A 19,097-nucleotide genomic window follows, 5' to 3' on the forward strand; every position below is an offset into this window, starting at 1 on the left:
CGCTCGGACACGAGCAACTTCGGGCAAGTCCGCCATATTGTCTACTGTAAGAATTACAGTACGATCTTACGCAAGGGCTTGCCGTTCACGCTGAAGATGCTGGAGATCAAGGTGACGACCAACGTTCACGCTGCCGCGGGTGCCGACGGCCAGACCGTCGACCTGCGTGATCCCTACCCGTTCTTCGCCCGGAAGCGTAACGAGTCCGGGGTGTTCCGCGGCACGGTCTTGGACTATTCCAAGACTCCCGAGTCGCTGATGCCCAAGCGCGAGTACTCCGCGATGTCCTTCAATGCGGTGAACACCGTGTTCCGCGACGGCCAGGTGTTCAGCTCCGCGCCGTACGACAAGACGATCGGCCTCTTCATGGGACCGACCATCCTGGCGATGGAGGGCAAGAAGCATCGCGATCACCGCAACCTCGTGTCCGCGGCGTTCAAGTCCAAGGCGCTGGCCCGCTGGGAGAACACCATCGTCCGGCCGATCTGCAACGCGTTGATCGACGAGTTCATCGACACCGGCGAAGCCGACCTGGTCCGGCAATTCACCTTCGAATTCCCCACCCGCGTCATCGCCAAGCTACTGGGGCTGCCGGCCGACGACCTGCCGACGTTCCGCAAGCGCGCCGTGCAGCTGATCAGCTACCACGTCAACTACGAAGGCGCCTTCGAGGCGTCGGCGGCGCTCAAGGATTACTTCGTCGAGCAGATCGAACAGCGCAAGTCCCAGCCCACCGAGGACATCATCGGCGACCTGGTCACTGCGGAGATCGACGGCGAAAAGCTAAGCGACGAAGCCATTTACTCCTTCCTGCGGCTGCTGTTGCCGGCCGGGCTGGAGACCACCTACCGGTCGTCGGGCAACCTGCTGTACCTGCTGCTCACCCACCCGGACCAGTTCGCCGCGGTGCAGACCGACCGCGGGCTGTTGCCGCAGGCGATCGAGGAAGGGCTGCGCTTCGAGACACCGCTGACCACCGTGCAGCGGTTCACCACCGAGGACACCGAGCTGGAAGGCGTCCAGATTCCGGCGCGCTCGGTGATCGGCGTGTGCATCGGGTCGGCGAACCGCGACGAGCGGCGCTGGGAACGTTCGGGAGAGTTCGACATCTTCCGCAAGCACGTGCCGCACATCTCCTTCGCCGCCGGTGAGCACACGTGTCTGGGTCTGCACCTGGCCCGGCTGGAAACCCGCGTCGCGGTCGAATGCCTGCTGGACCGGGTGACCAACATCAGGTTGCTCACCGACGACGACCCGCACATCCACGGCCAGCCCTTCCGTTCGCCGACCGCGCTTCCCGTGACGTTCGACGCCAAGTAGGGTCCCGAAAATGGTCAAAGTCATGTCGGGCTTCCGGGTCCTGGAACTTGCGCAATTCACCTTCGTCCCGGCGGCGGGCGCCATCCTGGCCGATTGGGGGGCAGACGTCATCAAGGTCGAACACCCGCTGCGCGGCGACACCCAGCGTGGCTTCATCAACATGGGTGGCATCCAACTCGATCCGGAGCGGCACCCCCTGATGGAACATCCCAACCGGGGCAAACGCAGCGTCGGGATCGACGTGTCCACGCCGGGCGGTCAGGAAGTGATCTACGAACTGGCCAAGACCTCCGACGTTTTCCTCACCAACTACATGCCGGCGCAACGGCAGAAGCACAAGTTCGACGTGGAGCACATTCGCGCGGTGAACCCGAACATCGTCTACGCGCGCGGTTCGGCGTACGGCGACAAGGGCGCGGAGCGCGACGTGGGCGGCTATGACGGGACAGCGTTCTGGACACGCAGCGGCATCGGGTACGCGCTGACGCCGGAGGAACTGGGCGGCGCACTGGGACAAGGCATTCCCGCGTTCGGCGACTCCATCGGCGGCATGTTCATCGCCGGCGGCATCTCGGCCGCGTTGCTGCATCGGGAGCGTACCGGCGAAGCCGTCGAGCTGGATGTGTCGTTGTTGAGCACCGCCTGGTGGGCGGCGGGAGCGAGCGTCACGCAGGGCATGGAGACCGGACAGGTGATGCGCACGCCCATGCCGGGTGCCGGCGCGCCGTCGGTCAATCCCTTCATGGGCAACTACGAAACCTCCGACGGCGGCACGATCAACCTGTGCATCATCAGCCCGACCGGGTTGATCCGCGACACGTTCGAGCACCTCGGCATCCCCGAGGCGGCCGACGATCCGCGCTTCTGTGACGTGCTGCCCTTGATACAAAACGCCGACGCGGCCGCCGAACTGATCGCAAAGGCCTTCGCCGGCAAGCCCTTCGACTACTGGCGGCAGCACCTTAAAACGATGAAGGGTCAATGGGCGCCGTTCCAGAGCCTCCTCGACCTGATCGACGACGAGCAGGCCCTTGCCAACGACATGGTGAGCGAGGTCGAGCTCGCCAGCGGCGGAAAGCCTTTCCGCGTCGTGCGCGGTCCGGTGCAGTTCAACCACGAGCCGCTGGAGACCACCCGGGCGCCCCAACCCTCCGAGCACACCGAAATCGTGCTGATGGAACTGGGCATGGATTGGGACCGCATCGAGGAACTGAAGGAATCGGGAGCTATTGCGTGACCGCGCCGGCGACGATGCAGTGGGGGCACCACCCGCGTGCGGGGGAGGGCGGCGCTCATGAATGACGTGGCCATCATCGGTGCCGGCCTGCACCCCTTCGGCCGCTTCGAGGGCAAGTCCGCGATGGAGATGGCCGCCGACGCGATCCAACTTGCGGTCGCCGATGCGGGCATCGAGTGGAAAGACATCCAAGCCGCCACGGGAGGCAGCTGGACGGTGGCCAACCCCGACGCGATCGTGGCCATGGTCGGGCTGTCGGGCATCCCGTTCACCAACGTGTTCAATGCGTGCGCGACCGCAGCCAGCGCCGCCAAGGCGTGCGCCGACGGTATCCGGCTGGGCGACTACGACATCGGGATCGCCATCGGCTTGGACAAACACCCACGCGGCGCCTTCACCGAGGACCCGGCGCTGGTGGGCATGCCACGCTGGTATGCCGAGAATGGGCAGTACCTGACGACGAAGTTTTTCGGCATGAAGGCCAACCGCTACTTGCACGACCACGACATCTCGCAGCAGACACTGGCCAAGGTGGCCGCGAAGAACTTCCGCAACGGGGCGCTGAATCCCAACGCCTTTCGCCGCAAGCCGATATCCGAAGACGACATCCTCAACTCGACGATGCTGAACTACCCACTCACCCAGTACATGTTCTGCGCGCCCGACGAGGGCGCCGCCGCCGTGGTGATGTGCCGGGCGGACATCGCTCACCGTTACACCGGCACGCCGGTCTTCCTGCGGGCGGTCGAGGTGCGTACTCGCCGGTATGGCGCCTACGAAGTCAACACCACCTTCGCTCCGGTCGACGAGGACGCGTCCCCGACGGTGTACGCGTCGCGCGCCGCGTTCGAAAGAGCGGGCATCGCGCCGCAGGACGTCGACGTCATCCAGCTGCAGGACACCGACGCCGGGGCGGAAATCATCCACATGGCCGAGTGCGGGTTCTGCGCCGACGGCGAGCAGGAAAAGCTATTGGCCGACGGCGCTACCGAAATCTCCGGCACGATGCCGGTCAATACCGACGGCGGCCTCATCGCCAACGGCGAGCCGATCGGGGCGTCGGGTCTGCGCCAGATTCACGAACTGGTCCGCCAACTTCGCGGCGAGGCGGGCGACCGACAGGTACCCGGTGAGCCGCGAGTCGGGTTCGCTCAGCTCTACGGGGCGCCGGGCACCGCCGCGGCGACCATCCTGACAACCTGACGACGGCGTGCGCTATCTGGCGATGCTATGGCTGCACGTGCATCGTTGATCGGTGGGCACACGTGTCATCACACTCTCGGCGTGCGCGCCACAGCCCGCCCAGGTGATCTTGCCGCACTGGCGACAGCGCACGGGGTAACACATCGTTGGTCACCGGCAATTCAGGCGAAGTGGCAGAGCCACTATGCCTTCACCGCAGCTTTGCGCTCAGCGATCTTGGCACGGACCCTCTCCATGTCGAGACCTTTGATCTGGTCGATCAAGTCGTCGAGCACCGCTGGTGACATCGCTCCCGGCTGGCTGTAGATGAGAATGCCGTCGCGGAATGCCATGAGGGTCGGAACCGAGCGGATGCCCACCGTCGCCGCCAGTTCGCGCTCTGCATCGGTGTCTACCTTCGCGTAAACGATGTCCGAGTGGTCCTGCGCGGACCGTTCGAAGACGGGCGCGAAAGCCCGGCATGGCCCGCACCAAGGGGCCCAGAAGTCGACCAGGACGATCGGGCTCGCCAGTACCGTCGACTCGAAATCGGCGAGGGTCAGTGTTTTTACGGTCATGGTTGTTCCTTTCGGGGTACGGGGTTACGGCGAAATCTAGAGCTGAACGGGTCCGGCGGCGTGGAGGCACTGGTCTAACCAGGACCCATGTCACCGTGCGCGATCACTGGGTCGATGCTGGGCCGGTATCGGAGGCCTTGTCGGCGAACTCGCAGAAAGCGGCGTAGGCACGGGCACCGTAGATCGTGGCCGGCCCACCGTGCATGAGAATGCTGACGCCGATGGCCTCGGCGGCCTCTTCCTTGGATGCGCCGGCGCGAGCCGCCCCCTGGGCGTGGGAGGCGATGCAACCGTCGCACCCGGCGACGACCCCGATCGCCATCGCGATCAGCTCCTTGAACTTTTTGTCCAAGGCGCCCGAGGTCAGTGCGCCATTGCTCATCTCGGCAAAACCCCGGTACACATCAGGGATCATCTTGCGCAGCGCGCGGTGCTGTGGGTTGAGGTCGTCCAGCACGTGCTGGTAGTGGTTGTGTTCCGTCATACCTCGAATAATACCTATACGGGTATGGGTATTCCTCCGGTCGGCCGAATTTCTCTTTTGGTGCACATAGACCTCCGCCAGTAGGGTCCATCGGCCCTAGGAACACCTCGTCGCTGAGCGCAATCTGGCCTCGGAGCACCCGGTGTTCCCGACGAGGAGCAAGGTCTCCAATTTCGACAGAGGAGCATCAATGGCACGAGTCGTCATCCTCGGCGCTGGAATCGCCGGGCACACCGCCGCGCTGCACCTGCGCCGATGGCTGGGCCGCAGTCATGAGGTCGTGGTCATTTCTCCCAACGCCGACTGGAACTGGATCCCGTCGAACATCTGGGTCGGCGTGGGCCGGATGGATCCGGCCAAGGTACTGATCCCACTCGGGCCGATCTACCGGCGCAAGGGGATCGTGTTTCATCAGGCGCTCGCCACGGCGATCCATCCGGAGGGCACCGACGAGCAGTCGGCACCATCGGTGGACTTCACCTACACAGATGACGAGCGCGACGGCCAAACCGGCACGATCACTTATGACTACCTCATCAATGCGACCGGACCGCGACTGAACTTCGGGGCCACTCCCGGGCTCGGCCCTGCCGGCCATTCCTACTCGGTGTGCACCGCAGCCCACGCCGTCGAGGCGGCCGAGGCGCTCGACCGGATCATCGCCAGATTGAAGGCCGGCGAGAAGCAGCGCCTCGTTATCGGCGTCGGACACGGCACCTGCACGTGCGAGGGTGCGGCGTTCGAGTACGCCTTCAACGTCGAGCACACGCTGCGTGCGGCCGGCGTGCGAGACCTCGCCGAGATCGTCTACCTCACCAACGAGTACGAACTGGGCGACTTCGGCGTCGGCGGCATGAGTTTCGTCGAGAAGGGCTTCGTGCAGTCCAGTCGGCTGTGGACGGAGTCGCTGTTCCGCGAGCGCGGCGTCAGGGCCATCACGCAGGCGGCCGTCCATGAGGTGATGGACGGCAAGCTGCGCTACGAGCAACTCGACGGCAAAGAGCACGAGCTGGACTTCGACTTCGCCATGCTGCTACCTCCGTTCAGGGGAGCCGACCTAGCGGCATACGACAAGCGCGGCAACGACATCAGCTCCGTCCTGTTCGCACCGTCGGGCTTCATGAAGGTCGACGCCGACTACTCCAGCAAGCCCTATGACGAGTGGTCCGCCGAGGATTGGCCGCACACGTACGAGTCTCCGGCCTACCCGAACATTTTCGCGCCGGGCATCGCTTTTGCGCCCCCGCATCCCATCTCCCGGCCCCGCACGAGCCCCAACGGGACGGTCATCACGCCCAGCCCGCCGCGCACCGGCATGCCGTCGGGCATCATGGCCAAGACGGTCGCTGCGACGATTCGCGATCGGATCACCAAGGGAACGGCCAGTGTTGCGCACCGCGCCTCGATGTCGAGCATGGGCGCCGCGTGCGTCGCGTCGGCAGGAACCGGTTTGCGTGAGGGCTCGGCCGCGGCGATGACGATGTTCCCGGTTGTCCCCGATCCGGTGAAGTATCCCCAAACGGGGCGTGACATCGCTGGCACCTCCGGTGAGCTCGGCTTTGCCGGCCACTGGATCAAGCTGCTGTTGCACTACCTCTTCATCTACAAGGCGAAAGCCCGCCCATTCTGGTGGCTGATCCCTGAGTGAAAGGCACTCCAATGGACGACGGAAACAACTATTCAGACGTGAATGCGCTGACAGCCGAGCGCATCTCCGACGCACCGCTGCCCACCCCTGCGACGCTGCGGATGCGTCAGAATATCCTCGTCCAGTTCGGACGCTTCATCCGCATCAACCTCAAGATGCTGCGGATCATCTACGGCCACGGCTGACGAGGGGCCGGTCAAGAGTGGCGACGGGTCACGAGGCTTTCTTGACCGGCGGCGCGTAAGCCGGCTTGCCCAGGCCAAGCATGTACTGCGCGATCATGTTCCGGAACACCTCCAGGGTGCCGCCGTAGATCCCGACCAACGGTGCGAATCGGAATACGTACTCGGCGGCGCCGTCGTCGGCCGCGCCGTCTGTGCCGAGCGGCAAGGCGGACGCCGTGCCGAGTAGGTCCATCAGGTCCGGGGAGATGTCGCGCATCGTCTGGGCGATGGCGACCCGGCCGTAGATGCTCGGCGCGCTCAGCGCCGCCTCCATCCGTGCCGCGCTGCGCCCCAATCGGTACGCCACCGCCGAATCGTCAATGAGCCTGCGTCCGTTGGGGTCCCGCTCTGCCACTTTACCGGCGGCCTTGTCCACGGCGTCGGCCATGAAGCTGGCCTGGTGCATCATGATCGACACGTCCTGCAGGCCGTCAGGGGCGGCCGCCACCGCCCCGTGTTCGACGTTGAGCGGCTCGCGCAGCACCGTCCAGCCAGCGTTCACGTCGCCCAGGCGATACTTGTCGTCAACACGCACGTCGCTGTAGTAGACGATGTTGGTGCGGTCACCGTCGACGGTGCGGATACCCTGGATCTCGATGCCCGGGGAGTCCAGGGGAACCAAAAACATGGTCAGGCTCTTGTGCTTCGGGGCAATCGGATCGGTGTTGGTGATCAGGAAGACGTACTGGCAGTTGTGCGCACCGGTGGTAAACATCTTGGACCCGTTGATGATCCAGCCGTTGCCGTCGCGGACCGCCCGGGTTTTGCAGGTGGCAACATCGGATCCACCCTCGGGTTCGGTGTAGCCCAAGCAGAGCCGGATGTGCCCGCTGAAGACGCCCGGCAGCACCTCATCGCGTAGCTCGGCGGAGCCGAACTTCGCGACGGAACGCGCCACCATGGCGGTGGTACCCCAGGTCACCCAGGGCACGTGCGCACGCCGTTTCTCCAGCTCCCAGATGCGGCGCCGCACCCTGGTGAAGCCGCCCTCGGCCTCCGGCTTCCATTCGCGTTCGAGATAGCCGGCGGCACCCAGCGCCAGGTGCACCCCTTCGTCGAAGTTGTCGCCCGTTTCGCGGTCGCGGCGCTTGACGTCTTCGGTCACGTGCGTGCGCAGGAATTCGCGCGCCTCTTCGAGGAAATGCTGATCGTCCGCGGACAGCGTGACTCGTGAGAAATCCACTATGCTCCCTCTCCACCTTCGCGTGCGGCGACGAGTTCGCCTATGTACTTGGCGCTCGCCCCAGGATCCCCACCGGCCAGCGCCCAGCCACGGGCACGCACCAGATAGGCCGTCGCGGCCGCCTCCGCCGAAACACCAAGGCCACCTTGCACATGCACCGCCATGGTCGCCGCCTTCGCTGCCTCTTCCGCCATGAACACGAACGCCGAGGGCGCCAGTTCCGGACGCTCGTGGGGCTCGTTATCCAAGAACCAGGCCGCGCGCCGCGCCAGATTGCGGCCGCCCTGCACGGTGATCGCGATGTTGGCCAGCGGATGAGAGATGCCCTGCAGCGTCGAGATCGGCACGCCCAACGTGTAGCGGGTCTTGGCGAACTCGGCCGCGATCGTCATGGTCTCCTCTACCAGACCTACCAACGCCGCGGCCGTCAGCACCCGCCACTCATCCAGCGCCCGTTGATATTCCGCCAACGCGTCGGATCCACTGGCCAGCACGGTGCGGGTGTCGGCGGTCGCCGGATCCACCCAGGCCATCGGCAGCCGGCCGATGTTGTCAACCTTCGTCGGGCGCGTACCGAACGTCAGCGCAACGACGTCCGTGCCGTCGCGCACGATGATCTGGTCGGCAATCGACCCGGCGGGGATGAGGCGAGCACCAGAGGCGCTGTCGTGCTGCGGATCGAATGCGACGAGTCGCTTGCCATGCACCACATCGGGTTCCGCCGCGCCCAGTCGAGCCAGCAACCGCGCCGTGCAGACCTGGTCGACCCACGGCACCGGTGCCAGCGACCGGCCAATCTCCTCCGCGACCAACGTCAGATCGACGACCGTGGCACCGTCGCCACCCGCGGACTCCGGGAGCGCCATGGTCGTTGCGCCCATGGCGCACAACCGCTCCCACAGGTTCTTGTCGAAACCGGTTTCCTCCGCGGCGCGTACGGTGTCGATCGAACAATGTGTCTTGAAGAAATCGCGGTACGCGGCCTGCAACGCCTCGTGATCCGACGTCAGGCTGTAGTCGAGCCTGCGTAGCTCGTAACGGTCCATACTCAGCGTTCCTCCTGGCGACCGAAGAAGAATTCTTGTGCATTGTTGTAGAGGTAGTTTTCGAGCACGTCGGCGGGCAGGTCGAGCCCGGCCGCTTCGGGAACGACGCGGCGCATTTTCAGCACCGGCCAGTCGGAAGCGAAGATCACTTTGTTGGGGCCGCGGGTGCGCATGTAGTGCAGCAGGCTTTCCGGCAGCCGCTTGGGCGACCACGCCGACGTCATGAGGCGCAGGTTGGCGTATTTGATCAACAACCTGATCGCTATGTCCCACCAAGGATCCGCCCCGTGGATCATGCACAGCTTCAGTTCCGGAAATCGCACGCAGACCCGGTCGAGGTGGATCGGATTCTGTACCTCCCCGGGGATGGGAGGCCCGGGAATACCGGTGTTGATACACAGCGGCAGCTCGAGCTCGGCGCACTTGGTGTATAGCGGGTAGTAGACGGCGTCGCTGGGTGGGTATTGACCATCACCCCAAAAGCTGGGTCCGACAGCGGCATACGCGACGGGCAAATCATTGACGATGGAAGAGAGTTCCCGCAGGGACGGCATCGGCCGCAACAGGTTCACCCCTCCCATCGCCAGGGCGAAACGCTCGGGCTTCTCCTCGACGAATTTGCGCGCGGTCACCGATGGCTTGGCCAGGTTGTCCATCAAGATGGCTTTGCGCACACCCTGAGTGTCCATTTCGTCGAGCAGCTGCGACAACTCGACCGGCTCGAACATGGACTGCGGACCTTTGAAGTAATCGTCACGCACCTTGAGCATCCATGCCGGCTGCTTCTCAGTCTCGCCGAAGTGGACGTTGACCAGGCAATCAATGGCTTTCATGTCGACATCGGCGCCTTTGCCGTTGCCTGGCGCTTCGCCCAACGGTAGTTGGGCTTGCCGTTGCCCAGGCGTTCGATCTGCTCGACGAAGATGAAGTCCTTGGGCGCCTTGAAGTGCGCCAGCTGCGTGGTGCACGCGCCGTACAGGGCGTCACGGGTGGGGCGGGCGTCGGGGTGCGTCGCGACGAGAGCGACGACCTCTTCGCCCCACCGCTCGCTCGGGCGCCCCACAACCAAAGCGTCGACGACGCCCGGCTGCGCCCGGAGCACTTCCTCGACCTCTTCGACAAAAACCTTTTCGCCACCGGTGTTCACCACCAGCGAATCGCGGCCGAACAGGCGAATGGTGCCGTCGGCTTCCAGCGACGCCCGGTCACCCGGTAGCACCACCCGTCGGCCGTCGATCTCCGGGAAGGTCCGCTGCGTGGCCTCGGGATCGCCGAAGTAGCCGAGCGGAATGCGGCCGGTCCGGGCGGCCCAGCCAACCTCTCGCTCACCGGGCCACAGGAACCGGCTGCGATCGGCCGACACCACGGTGGCCCCGTCCCTGGGCTGAAAGGTCTCGCTGGCGTTCCCTTCGCGGCTGTGCCCGAACGCCATGTTGCCGCTCTCGGAAGACCCGTAGCCCTCGATGATGGTGATGTGTGGCAGGCATTCCATCAGTGCGCGTTTGTGTTTCGCATTCGTCGCGGCGCCGCCGGTGCCGATCGCCTGCAGTGAGGACAGGTCGTAGGAGCGCGCGCGTAGCTCGGCGATCAGCGGCCCGGCGTACGCGTCACCCACCATGGTCATCATGCCCACCTTCTCCCGCTCGGCGGTTTCCCACACCGACCGTACGTCCAGCTTGTTGCGGTCGTCGTAGAGCACCACCGGCAGGCCGGCGCAGTGCGCGGAGAAGGCGGTCCACATGCCGGCGGCGTGCATGAGCGGAGAGACGGCGAACCACGGCTGCCCGCCGCCGGCCACCTTGTCGTGGATCTCGGCGACGCTGGCATGGTCGGCGCCCACCATCGACGAGACATACATGTCGCTCTGTCGCCACAGAACACCCTTCGGGCGTCCCGTCGTTCCACCGGTGCACATCATGATGAGGTCGTCCGGGGAACCCGCGTCCTCTCGGTCCGGGCTGGCGGCCGCCAGGACTTCGTCGAGCGAGATCGCTTTCGGCAGTTGGGGAGCGGCGCTGCCGTCGTCGATGGAGATCAGCAGCTCGGTTCCGGCCGGCGGCAACACGTCGGCGAACCGGGCGCCGAGCGAACGGTGATAGATGATGCCCCGGGGGCGGACGTAGTCGAGCAGGTCGCGGATTTCCCGTGGCGAGTAGTGGTGGTTCACGTTGACCGGGACGGTGCGCGCCTTGAGGCATCCGATCACCATGTCGGGGTATAGGTCGTTGTACATGATGAGCGCGATGCGGTCCTGGCCGCACTCCCACCGCTGCAACTCGTCACGCGCCGCGTAGACGCCGAAACCCTTGGCCTCCAGGTAGTTCGCCAATCGGTTGGTGCGGCGCGCGGATTCGGCGAACGTGCTTTTGCGGTCGCCGCACACGGTCATCAGGCGGTCGGGCACCACGTCCGCGATGGCGTCCAGAACGGCGCCCACAGTCCATTCACTCATAGCGCGAGTGGCTAGACGCCCGACGCGACAGGAACGCCGAGCAGGTCGAGGGCGTTGTCGCGCATCACTTTTCGGATATCGGATTCGCTGAAGCCGTTGAGCTCCTCGACGAAGGACACCGGCGACTCCAGGCCTTCGCCGTGCGGCCAGTCGGAGCCAAAGAGGATCTTGTCGATACCGATGGTATTGGCCAGCTCCGCCAAATCGTCCTCGTAGTAGGGGGCGATCCACACGTTGTTGCGCAACTGCTCCACCGGATCCTCGGGGAAGTGCCGCGGATAATTGTTGGCCGCCTTCTTCAGGCGCTTGATCAGCCGGTGCACGAAGTACGAACCGTTTTCGATGCTGACCGCCCTGAGCTTGGGGTGGCGGGTGAAAACGCCGTGCACGATCATCGAGGCCATCGTGTCGTGGATGGCACGGTCGTCGAGGAGCACCGTGTCCAGTGGGTCCTTCTCACCGAACCCTTCGAAGGTCGCTTTGCCGCCCCACTGCGCCGCAATGTGCAGATAGCCGCTGTCGGACAAATGGAAGCCCACCGGTACCCCCGCCTCGGCCAGCCGGGCCCACACCGGGTCGTGACTGGGATCCCCCAGCGACCTGGGCTTCACGACACCGGGCACCGGCGCCGGCCGCACCAGCACCAGCTTGGCGCCTCGCGCCAACACGAACTCGACCTCTTCGAGCGCCTTGACCGGATCGGCCAGCGAGATGATCGGCGCGGCAATGATTCGGTGGTCGGGCCGGTCGAAGCCCCAGTCCTCGTCGAGCCACAGGTTGAACGCGTGCACCGAAGCCATCGTCGCCTCGATGTCTGCCTTGAGCGCCTCCTCCACGCCGCACGCGAAAGTCGGCAGCATGAACACCGTTTCGATGTCCTGGGTGTCCATCACCGCAATCCGCGCATCGCGGTTCTGGTACTCGGGGTGGCTGGCCAGGCGCTCGACTTTCATCAGCGAGGCCGGGTCGACGCCCTCGGGGATCTCGCCGCGGAACAACAAGTCGAGGCAGCCCGGCACGATGATCGGGTCGAAGGTCGGGTTGGGGATGAAGTGGTTGATCCGGTCCCCGATCACGGCCCAGGTGCGCTTGCCGTCGCTGAGCATTTGCACGCCGCGGCGTTTGAACTTCTTGTCCAGGTGGCGAGTGAAAGCGTCGAGTGGCTCGTAGTAGTGGTTGTCGACGTCAATCGCCTGGTACCCCAAAGTGGCCATCATCATCCTTTCCGGCATTACCGGCGAACACTAAGCGTCGGTCGAGTTGAGTGAGGGAAACTGCGGCGGCCGCTTCTCGAGGAAACTGGTGATGCCTTCGATCACGTCCGGCCGCGGCATCGCCTCGTGCAGTAGGACCTCGGCTCGCGACGTGGCGTCCACGACGTCGCGCGTGGCGTCGCCGTACACTTGCCTCTTGATCACTTCCATCGAAGCCGGCGAACAATTGCGGGCGATATCCTCGGCATAGTCCAGCGCGCGCTTCATCAGCTCCTCGGGCTCCACCACTTCCTTGACGAGACCGAGCTCGGCCGCCTCTTCGGCGAGGAAGGTACGGCCACTGAGCAGCAGATCCAGGGCTACACCCCACGTGGTGAGGCGCGGCAGGATCCAGGAGATGCCGAACTCGGCGATCAGTCCGCGGCGAGCGAAAACCGCGGCGAACTTGGCGCCGGACGCCGCGAACCGGACGTCGCACATGAGCGCGTGGGTCAGGCCGATGCCGACGCAGGCGCCGTTGATGGCCGCGATGACGGGCTTGCGGAGCGTGGTCACGAAGTGCGGCGGGCGTTCGCCGACCAAGTCGGCGAGGTTGGTCTGACTCGCCCTCTCCATCGTGTCGCGGTAGGAGGGTGCGGAACTCGGCGTACCGAGATACGCGCCGGCGCAAAAACCCTTGCCCCGGCCGGTCAGCACGATCGCCCGGATGGCCGGGTCCCGTTCGGCGCGGTCGATCGCGGAGTAGAACCCGCCGGCGATGTCTGGCCCCCAGGCGTTGAGGCGGTCCGGGCGGTTGAAGGTCAGAATCGCGACGCCGGTGCCTGTGTCCTCGTAGAGCACCGCGTCCTCGGAAGCGCCGTCGCTGCCGGACATCTCCCCCGGTACCTCCTCACGACTTGCCGACGGATCCCGCGATATTTTGTACGCATACTGTATACCTATCGGTACTGTTTTCCACAACTGCCTCCGCACCCCCGCGAACCCCGGGCGAACAGCGGATTTCGGCTTACAGGACCCCACCTTGGACCGCGGTGGGCGCGACCGCGAATCGTCCCGTATCGCCGACGAACCCGCTACGTTCAGATGAGCCCGAGACGGCGGTAGGCCTCCTCGATCTGCGCCTTGGCCTCGGGCGGCAACTCCGCTTGGGGAGGCCGGGAATGCGGATACGCACCTATCGGCAAGCCCAGTAGCGAGGCGGCGTATTTGAACGCGCCACCCCAGTGGGTGAAGTAGTCCGGCCGCCCCGGGTAGCACGTCCACCAGGACCCGACATCGAGGTCGAACTGGTCCAGGCCCGACTCACGGCCGAAGTCCATCGCCTCGAGCAGCTTGTCGTTTTGCACCAAATCCCAGTACTGGGAGAACAATCGCCGCTGCGGCGTCTCGAACAGGTAGCCCGCGGTGCCCAGCTGTGCCGGGCAGACGATCCCGTCGCGCAGCCATCCCGCGCGATACACCGTCTTGTCGCATTCCCAGAGCACCAGGCCCGGCGCCAACTGGTGCAGCAACCGGCTGCTGGCCGGCCGGAAGGCGCCCTCCTTGGTGGCGCACACCGCGGGCACCTCGTCGTAGATCCGTGCGCTTTCCGCCGCCGTCAGCACGTAGCCGGATGAGGGCGAGTTGAACATGCCCAGCGCGATGTCGGTACGCGAAGCGACGTACTTGAAGAATCGCAGCACGCCCTCGCCGCCATGCGCCTCCATCATCGGCGTCTGGATGTAGGCGATGTCGGCGCCGGCCTCCTGGGCGTGCAGCGTCAAGTCCACACAGTCCTTGGCCGTCATGGCCGCCGTGCACGCCTGCACGACGACGTCGGGATTGACGGCGCGTCCCTCCTCGATTGCGACCTCCAGCAAGCGTTTTCGTTCGTCCAGGGTCAACGCCCAGAATTCGGACAGCCCACTGGTGCACCACAACATCGGGTGCCCGAGGTCGCCGACGCAGTAGCGCACCAGCGTGCGGTACGCCTCCCAGTCGATGTTGTCGCCATCCGGGCCGCAGAACGGGGTGTAGAGGGAGTCGCCGATTCCCCGCAATGCCCCGCGCGCCCAGGCACGCGCCTCGCTTGCCGTTGCCACAGTCGACTCCTTGTCCTCAGCCGTGCATTCTTGCGGGCGGTTACGTGAAGTCCGAACCACCGTCGACGTTGATGTTGGCCCCCGTCATGTAGGAGTTGCGCCGCGACGCGAGGAAGGCGACCACGGGTCCGATCTCCTCCGGCAGGCCCGCCCGGGGCATGTGCGCCGGATGGCCAAAGTGCTTGGCAATCGCGTCCATTAGCGCGTAGGGATCGTCGCCGTCGACGCCCACCGACTTCGCCCAACCGACCAGGGACTCGGACGCGATGCTGCCGGGCGACACCACGTTGACCAAGATTTCGTCCTTGGCCAACAGCAGGGACAGGTTCTTGGAGACGCTCGTCAACATCGATTTGGCCGCCGTGTAGGCGGGCAGCATGACGCTTTGTCGCTGGGTCGAGTGCGCCGAGAAGTTGACTATCCGCGCCCATGGCGCGCTGCGCAGCAGCGGAAGTGCCGCGCGGACGCAACGCACCATTCCCATCACGCCCTCTTCGACGGCTTGGCGCCACTGCTCGTCGGTCAGATCATCGAAGGTGCCCGCCGCGCCCGGCCCGACCGTATTGACAAGCACGTTCAGTTCGCCGCCCCATCGGCGGTCGAGTTCGGCGAATGCCTCGTCAACCTGCCCGGCATCGCCGATGTCCGCGACCAGTCCGAGGGCATCCGCGCTACCGCGCCCCGTCAAGTCCGCAACCGCGGAGTCGAGCGCGTCGCGGCTACGGCCGACCAACGCCACCCGGGCGCCCTCGTCGGCGAGGCAACGGGCGGCCGCCAACCCCATCCCACGACTACCGCCGACGACCACCGTTGCGGCATTGGCCAGGCCTAAATCCATGGCAATTCCCGTGGCTCATCGGGTGACTCGTTCAATGGCTTTAGCCCGGTCATTTTCGCCCGTCCAGCCGCTGTTACCAAAAAGCCTACGATAGGTATTACAGTAGCAGATGGAAAAGCGCACGAAAGGCCGGTTGACGGTCATCGTCGAGCGGCGACACGCCTACGTGTGCGCAGGTGAGTTGGCACGGCTCCCCGACCGCATGCACAGGATACATCGCGATGGAGGTGCCCGTAGTGGCAAAGCAGGCTACCGCCGATAAGCGTCAACGACGCGAGCGCGGATCCATCAACCCCGATGACATTATCAGTGGCGCATTCGAACTCGCGGAGCAAGTGTCGATCGACAACCTGAGCATGCCGCTGCTGGGCAAACATCTCGGTGTCGGCGTCACCAGCATCTACTGGTACTTCCGCAAGAAAGACGACCTGCTCAACGCGATGACCGACCGTGCCTTGAGCAAGTATGTGTTCGCCACCCCCTACGTCGAGGCCAGTGACTGGCGCGAGACGTTGCGTAACCACGCGCGCCTGATGCGCAAGACGTTCATGGGCAACCCAATTCTGTGCGACCTGATCCTGATTCGCGCCGCGCTCAGCCCGAGGGCGGCTCGGATGGGTGCCGAGGAGATGGAGAAGGCGATCGCCAACCTGGTCGAGGCCGGCCTGTCGCCCGAGGATGCCTTCGACACCTACTCGGCGGTTTCGGTGCACGTCCGCGGGTCGGTGGTGCTGCAGCGCCTCTACGAGAAGAACCAATCCTCCGATGAGGGTGCACGCGCGATCGAGGACGCCGTCGCCATCGACCCCGAGAAGACCCCCCTGCTGGCTCAGGTGAGCCGGATCGGTCACCGCATCGGCGCCCCCGACGAAACCAACTTCGAGTACGGACTCGGCTGCATCCTCGACCACGCCAGCCGGTTGATCGAGGAGGGTAAGGGATCCAAAGGCGGCAAGGCGGCGCCGTCACGGCCACGCAAGGCGGCCAAGTCGCCCGGGTCGCGCGCGCGGACGAAGGCACCGCCCGCGCGCTAGCCCGAGCCCAATCGACTTATCACACTTCGGGTTCCGGGACGTCGAAGTATTCGTCGCGGAGCCGAAACGCTTCCTTGGTCCCGTGCTGTGCGCGGGTCTTGACGAAGTTGAACTCGCCCGGCCCGAATTGCAGGTTAGTGCCGAACGCGTGGAAGAGATAGCTGGCGACTTCCTCACCCTGGTAGGCCTGGCTCTGTTCGACGAGACGGAACGCCTCCTTGGCGATGACCACTCCGTCGGCGGGCATCTTCGCCGCCTTCTCGGCCCAGTACCGCGCCCGCGCTGAGACGGCGGCGGAATCGCATGTATCGGTGAAGATTCCGAGATGTTCGACCTCGCCCGCCTCGATGACGTCGCCGGTCAGCAGCAGGCGCCGCGCCAGCACCGGACCCAGCCGGTGGAAGAACATGTGCAGGCTGCCGAGCGCGGGGCCGAGGAACCGGGTCGCCGGCATGCCGATCCTCGTGTCGCGCGCGATCACGGAGATGTCGGTCATCAACGCCATCTCGAAGCCACCGCCGAGCGCATAGCCGGCGATCTCACCCACCGTGACCTTGGGAAAGCCCATGAAGTTGTGGTAGAAGCCAAAAGACTTGCGATCCACGGTGAGTCGCCGGCGCTGACTGGGGCGGCGCTTGGCCCGTGCGTCGTCGCCGTCGGCCTGGCTTTGCTTGCCGTACCAGCCGTACGCGTTGTTCATGTCGGCCCCGGTGGAGAAGACGCCGCCGGCCCCCCGCAACAACACCACCGTCAGGTCGTCGTCGTCGGCCACCCGGTCGAGACAGCGGGCGACGGCCTCGCGCATCGCGGCGTCGTAGGAGTTGCGTTGCGACGGATTGTTCAGCGTGATCGTGGCGATGCGACGGTCGCGGTCGATCTCGAACAGCACGCGATCGTCCGAGGAGTTCGGGGCAGTCATGTATCGGACTCCTTTCGGCGCCTGCCGAATTGAAACCCGGCCAGCTTTTCGGGCGGTGACGCCAACGTGTTCACCTCACCGGTGCACAGCACTTCGTCGTCGAGCAGCAGCCGCGCCGTCGATGCGATGCCGCGTTCGATCTCCGAACGGGCGATGTCGAATCGCAGCTCGGTCAACACCGGCGTCGGTCGGCGGAACGTCACGACCAGGGACCGCGTCTTGCCGGACAGGCCAGTGACGCAGTTATGGTGCTGGATGACGCAGTCGAAGAAGACGCCCAGAAAGCCACCGTGCACCAATCCCGGTGGGCCCTCGTAGAGCAGGGGGAAGTCGACCCGGCCGGTTGCTTTGTCGGCATCGAGGTGGTCGAACCGATACTCCGGAAAGCACGGGTTGTAGGCGCCGATATCGGTCGCGTGGTTGAGATAGACGCGCCGGGGATCGTCGGCGACTTCGCCGATGCGCGGCGCAGTGTCCACCGGGGCCGCGGTGGACAGTTCGCGCTCCCATTCCGCAAACTTCGCCACCATGGTGTCGACCGTCGGATGCGGATGTTCGAGTGAAAGCAGCAGCGAGCTCAGGCGCCGCATGGCACCGGCGGCGGCCACGGTCTGGGCGAGGGGCTGTTCGCCGAATCTGGCATCGCCGGTGCGCGTCGACTCGGGTGCGGCCCGCCCGTCCGCTCGCCCCTCCTGCAAGGCCATGCTTCTCTCTTTTCGCTTGGGTTCCGGCCCGGCTATTTCCGGCGGCAGCGTACCCTGCTAACTTATACAGCGTATCAATCGTATTGCCTACTGTATGGGTAACCGTATCGGCAGAAAGGCCGGATTAGACGGTGAGTCAGGAGGCCGACGCGGCCGGTGCCGAGGGTGCGGTGGCAGTGCGCCGGGACGGCGCGGTGTTGCGGATAACGCTCGATCGCCCGTCGCGGCGTAACTCGTTGAGCGAGCCGATGATTGGGACCTTGGTCGAGACCTTGACCGATGCCGGAGCCGACGATTCGTTACGCGCCGTCCACATCCGCGGCGGCGACGACTTCTGCGCCGGAGTGGACTGGGTGGCCAGCAACGACCGGCGGCGGCCCCGCACCGGCGACCTGGTGCGGCGGATCCCCCACGCCGCTCACCGCGTGATCGAGCTTGTCGCGAGCATCCAGCTGCCGGTGCTCTGCACGGTGCGGGGATGGGCCGCGGGCTTCGGCTGCAACCTCGCGCTGGCGGCCGACTTCACCGTCGCCGCCGCCGACGCGGTGTTCTGGGAGCCCTTCGTGGATCGCGGTTTCAGCCCCGATTCGGGCGCCACCTGGCTGCTGCCCCGGCTGGTAGGCCTGGCACGGGCCAGGCGAATGCTGCTGCTGGGCGAGAAGGTCAGCGCGGTGGATGCGGCCGACTGGGGATTGATTCACCAGGCGGTGAGCCCCGCCGAACTCGACGATGTCACCGAAGAGTTGTTGCAGCGGCTGGCCTCGGGGCCGACGACGGCGATCGGGCTGGCCAAGCAGGCCCTGAGCTTCGGCCAGGACACGACGCTGAGCCAGTCCATGAACCAGGAGTTGTTTAACCTCGAACTGTCTTGCCGGACAGCCGATTTCAAGGAGGGCCTGGAGGCCTTCCGGCAGCGACGAGCACCGAAATTCCAGGGCCGATGAGGGAGCAGG

The 19,097-nt window shown here is 65.4% G+C and carries 19 protein-coding genes; 7 read left to right on the plus strand and 12 right to left on the minus strand.

The features are described from left to right. The first annotated feature begins 96 nt into the window (after positions 1–96). Genes KXD96_RS21810 through KXD96_RS21820 form a run of 3 tightly spaced genes read left to right on the plus strand, consistent with a single transcriptional unit; the run spans position 97 to position 3,760 of the window. The gene (locus KXD96_RS21810) at positions 97–1,320 is read left to right on the plus strand and encodes a cytochrome P450 (protein WP_260745489.1); all 1,224 of its coding nucleotides are present in this window, start codon (positions 97–99) and stop codon (positions 1,318–1,320) included. A 22-nt stretch (positions 1,321–1,342) separates the two neighbouring features. Beyond that, the gene (locus KXD96_RS21815) at positions 1,343–2,557 is read left to right on the plus strand and encodes a CaiB/BaiF CoA-transferase family protein (protein WP_260745490.1); all 1,215 of its coding nucleotides are present in this window, start codon (positions 1,343–1,345) and stop codon (positions 2,555–2,557) included. Between the two features lie 57 nt (positions 2,558–2,614). After that, the gene (locus tag KXD96_RS21820) at positions 2,615–3,760 is read left to right on the plus strand and encodes a thiolase family protein (RefSeq protein WP_260739738.1); all 1,146 of its coding nucleotides are present in this window, start codon (positions 2,615–2,617) and stop codon (positions 3,758–3,760) included. Between the two features lie 182 nt (positions 3,761–3,942). On the opposite strand, the gene trxA is transcribed toward KXD96_RS21820, so the two are convergent. Both trxA and KXD96_RS21830 read right to left on the minus strand, forming a co-directional pair. Next, positions 3,943–4,317, minus strand: a complete 375-nt coding sequence (trxA, locus tag KXD96_RS21825) for a thioredoxin (RefSeq protein ID WP_260739740.1) — start codon at positions 4,315–4,317, stop codon at positions 3,943–3,945. Between the two features lie 103 nt (positions 4,318–4,420). Beyond that, positions 4,421–4,801, minus strand: coding sequence for a carboxymuconolactone decarboxylase family protein (locus KXD96_RS21830; protein WP_260739742.1), 381 nt, complete (start codon positions 4,799–4,801; stop codon positions 4,421–4,423). A gap of 190 nt (positions 4,802–4,991) precedes the next feature. Here KXD96_RS21830 and KXD96_RS21835 point away from each other — a divergent pair, with 190 nt between their 5' ends. Further along, entirely contained in the window at positions 4,992–6,449 is a 1,458-nt protein-coding gene (locus tag KXD96_RS21835; RefSeq protein ID WP_260739744.1) for an NAD(P)/FAD-dependent oxidoreductase, read from the plus strand. Positions 6,450–6,460: 11 nt separating this feature from the next. Continuing rightward, positions 6,461–6,634 carry a hypothetical protein gene (locus tag KXD96_RS21840; RefSeq protein WP_260739745.1) on the plus strand — a complete coding sequence of 58 codons (174 nt, stop codon included), beginning with the start codon at positions 6,461–6,463 and terminating at the stop codon, positions 6,632–6,634. A 28-nt stretch (positions 6,635–6,662) separates the two neighbouring features. On the opposite strand, the gene KXD96_RS21845 is transcribed toward KXD96_RS21840, so the two are convergent. From KXD96_RS21845 to KXD96_RS21880, 8 genes are all read right to left on the minus strand, one after another. Beyond that, positions 6,663–7,856, minus strand: a complete 1,194-nt coding sequence (locus tag KXD96_RS21845) for an acyl-CoA dehydrogenase family protein (protein ID WP_260739747.1) — start codon at positions 7,854–7,856, stop codon at positions 6,663–6,665. Continuing rightward, positions 7,856–8,902: an acyl-CoA dehydrogenase family protein gene (locus KXD96_RS21850; protein WP_260739748.1), complete on the minus strand. Its 1,047-nt coding sequence runs from the start codon at positions 8,900–8,902 to the stop codon at positions 7,856–7,858. The genes KXD96_RS21845 and KXD96_RS21850 overlap by 1 nt, the downstream gene beginning before the upstream one ends. A gap of 2 nt (positions 8,903–8,904) precedes the next feature. Beyond that, positions 8,905–9,735 carry an amidohydrolase family protein gene (locus KXD96_RS21855; protein WP_260745491.1) on the minus strand — a complete coding sequence of 277 codons (831 nt, stop codon included), beginning with the start codon at positions 9,733–9,735 and terminating at the stop codon, positions 8,905–8,907. Then, positions 9,732–11,354: an acyl-CoA synthetase gene (locus KXD96_RS21860; RefSeq protein ID WP_260739749.1), complete on the minus strand. Its 1,623-nt coding sequence runs from the start codon at positions 11,352–11,354 to the stop codon at positions 9,732–9,734. Before KXD96_RS21860 ends, KXD96_RS21855 begins: the two co-directional genes overlap by 4 nt. Positions 11,355–11,365: 11 nt before the next feature. After that, positions 11,366–12,568 (minus strand): amidohydrolase family protein, encoded by a 1,203-nt coding sequence (locus KXD96_RS21865; RefSeq protein ID WP_260739751.1) that lies wholly within the window; start codon positions 12,566–12,568, stop codon positions 11,366–11,368. A gap of 30 nt (positions 12,569–12,598) precedes the next feature. Beyond that, positions 12,599–13,441 carry an enoyl-CoA hydratase gene (locus KXD96_RS21870; RefSeq protein ID WP_260739755.1) on the minus strand — a complete coding sequence of 281 codons (843 nt, stop codon included), beginning with the start codon at positions 13,439–13,441 and terminating at the stop codon, positions 12,599–12,601. Between the two features lie 206 nt (positions 13,442–13,647). Continuing rightward, positions 13,648–14,649: a dihydrodipicolinate synthase family protein gene (locus tag KXD96_RS21875; RefSeq protein ID WP_260739756.1), complete on the minus strand. Its 1,002-nt coding sequence runs from the start codon at positions 14,647–14,649 to the stop codon at positions 13,648–13,650. A 40-nt stretch (positions 14,650–14,689) separates the two neighbouring features. After that, on the minus strand, positions 14,690–15,487 hold the full coding sequence (locus tag KXD96_RS21880) for an SDR family NAD(P)-dependent oxidoreductase (RefSeq protein ID WP_260739758.1): 798 nt from the start codon (positions 15,485–15,487) through the stop codon (positions 14,690–14,692). A gap of 221 nt (positions 15,488–15,708) precedes the next feature. On the opposite strand from KXD96_RS21880, the gene KXD96_RS21885 reads away from it, so the two are divergent. Beyond that, positions 15,709–16,521 (plus strand): TetR/AcrR family transcriptional regulator, encoded by an 813-nt coding sequence (locus KXD96_RS21885; RefSeq protein WP_260739760.1) that lies wholly within the window; start codon positions 15,709–15,711, stop codon positions 16,519–16,521. A 19-nt stretch (positions 16,522–16,540) separates the two neighbouring features. On the opposite strand, the gene KXD96_RS21890 is transcribed toward KXD96_RS21885, so the two are convergent. Together KXD96_RS21890 and KXD96_RS21895 are read right to left on the minus strand one after the other, a co-directional pair. After that, positions 16,541–17,440, minus strand: a complete 900-nt coding sequence (locus tag KXD96_RS21890; RefSeq protein WP_260739764.1) for an enoyl-CoA hydratase/isomerase family protein — start codon at positions 17,438–17,440, stop codon at positions 16,541–16,543. Then, entirely contained in the window at positions 17,437–18,144 is a 708-nt protein-coding gene (locus KXD96_RS21895) for a hypothetical protein (RefSeq protein ID WP_260739766.1), read from the minus strand. The genes KXD96_RS21890 and KXD96_RS21895 overlap by 4 nt, the downstream gene beginning before the upstream one ends. Positions 18,145–18,275: 131 nt before the next feature. Between KXD96_RS21895 and KXD96_RS21900 the strand changes: the two genes are divergently transcribed. Beyond that, complete coding sequence (locus KXD96_RS21900) at positions 18,276–19,088, plus strand: enoyl-CoA hydratase/isomerase family protein (protein WP_260739769.1); 813 nt, start codon at positions 18,276–18,278, stop codon at positions 19,086–19,088. Positions 19,089–19,097 lie beyond the last annotated feature (9 nt).

Origin of the sequence: Mycobacterium sp. SMC-2, assembly GCF_025263485.1 — a bacterium.
In the GTDB taxonomy this organism is placed as follows: Bacteria; Actinomycetota; Actinomycetes; order Mycobacteriales; family Mycobacteriaceae; genus Mycobacterium.

Excerpts from the sequence above, each read along its gene's own strand:
- KXD96_RS21810 (WP_260745489.1), top strand. The coding sequence starts at position 97 with ATGCTGGAGATCAAGGTGACGACCAACGTTCACGCTGCCGCGGGTGCC.
- KXD96_RS21815 (WP_260745490.1), top strand. The coding sequence starts at position 1,343 with ATGTCGGGCTTCCGGGTCCTGGAACTTGCGCAATTCACCTTCGTCCCG.
- KXD96_RS21820 (WP_260739738.1), top strand. The coding sequence starts at position 2,615 with ATGAATGACGTGGCCATCATCGGTGCCGGCCTGCACCCCTTCGGCCGC.
- trxA (WP_260739740.1), bottom strand. The coding sequence starts at position 4,317 with ATGACCGTAAAAACACTGACCCTCGCCGATTTCGAGTCGACGGTACTG.
- KXD96_RS21830 (WP_260739742.1), bottom strand. The coding sequence starts at position 4,801 with ATGACGGAACACAACCACTACCAGCACGTGCTGGACGACCTCAACCCA.
- KXD96_RS21835 (WP_260739744.1), top strand. The coding sequence starts at position 4,992 with ATGGCACGAGTCGTCATCCTCGGCGCTGGAATCGCCGGGCACACCGCC.
- KXD96_RS21840 (WP_260739745.1), top strand. The coding sequence starts at position 6,461 with ATGGACGACGGAAACAACTATTCAGACGTGAATGCGCTGACAGCCGAG.
- KXD96_RS21850 (WP_260739748.1), bottom strand. The coding sequence starts at position 8,902 with ATGGACCGTTACGAGCTACGCAGGCTCGACTACAGCCTGACGTCGGAT.
- KXD96_RS21855 (WP_260745491.1), bottom strand. The coding sequence starts at position 9,735 with ATGAAAGCCATTGATTGCCTGGTCAACGTCCACTTCGGCGAGACTGAG.
- KXD96_RS21860 (WP_260739749.1), bottom strand. The coding sequence starts at position 11,354 with ATGAGTGAATGGACTGTGGGCGCCGTTCTGGACGCCATCGCGGACGTG.
- KXD96_RS21865 (WP_260739751.1), bottom strand. The coding sequence starts at position 12,568 with ATGGCCACTTTGGGGTACCAGGCGATTGACGTCGACAACCACTACTAC.
- KXD96_RS21870 (WP_260739755.1), bottom strand. The coding sequence starts at position 13,441 with ATGTCCGGCAGCGACGGCGCTTCCGAGGACGCGGTGCTCTACGAGGAC.
- KXD96_RS21880 (WP_260739758.1), bottom strand. The coding sequence starts at position 15,487 with ATGGATTTAGGCCTGGCCAATGCCGCAACGGTGGTCGTCGGCGGTAGT.
- KXD96_RS21885 (WP_260739760.1), top strand. The coding sequence starts at position 15,709 with ATGGAGGTGCCCGTAGTGGCAAAGCAGGCTACCGCCGATAAGCGTCAA.
- KXD96_RS21890 (WP_260739764.1), bottom strand. The coding sequence starts at position 17,440 with ATGACTGCCCCGAACTCCTCGGACGATCGCGTGCTGTTCGAGATCGAC.
- KXD96_RS21895 (WP_260739766.1), bottom strand. The coding sequence starts at position 18,144 with ATGGCCTTGCAGGAGGGGCGAGCGGACGGGCGGGCCGCACCCGAGTCG.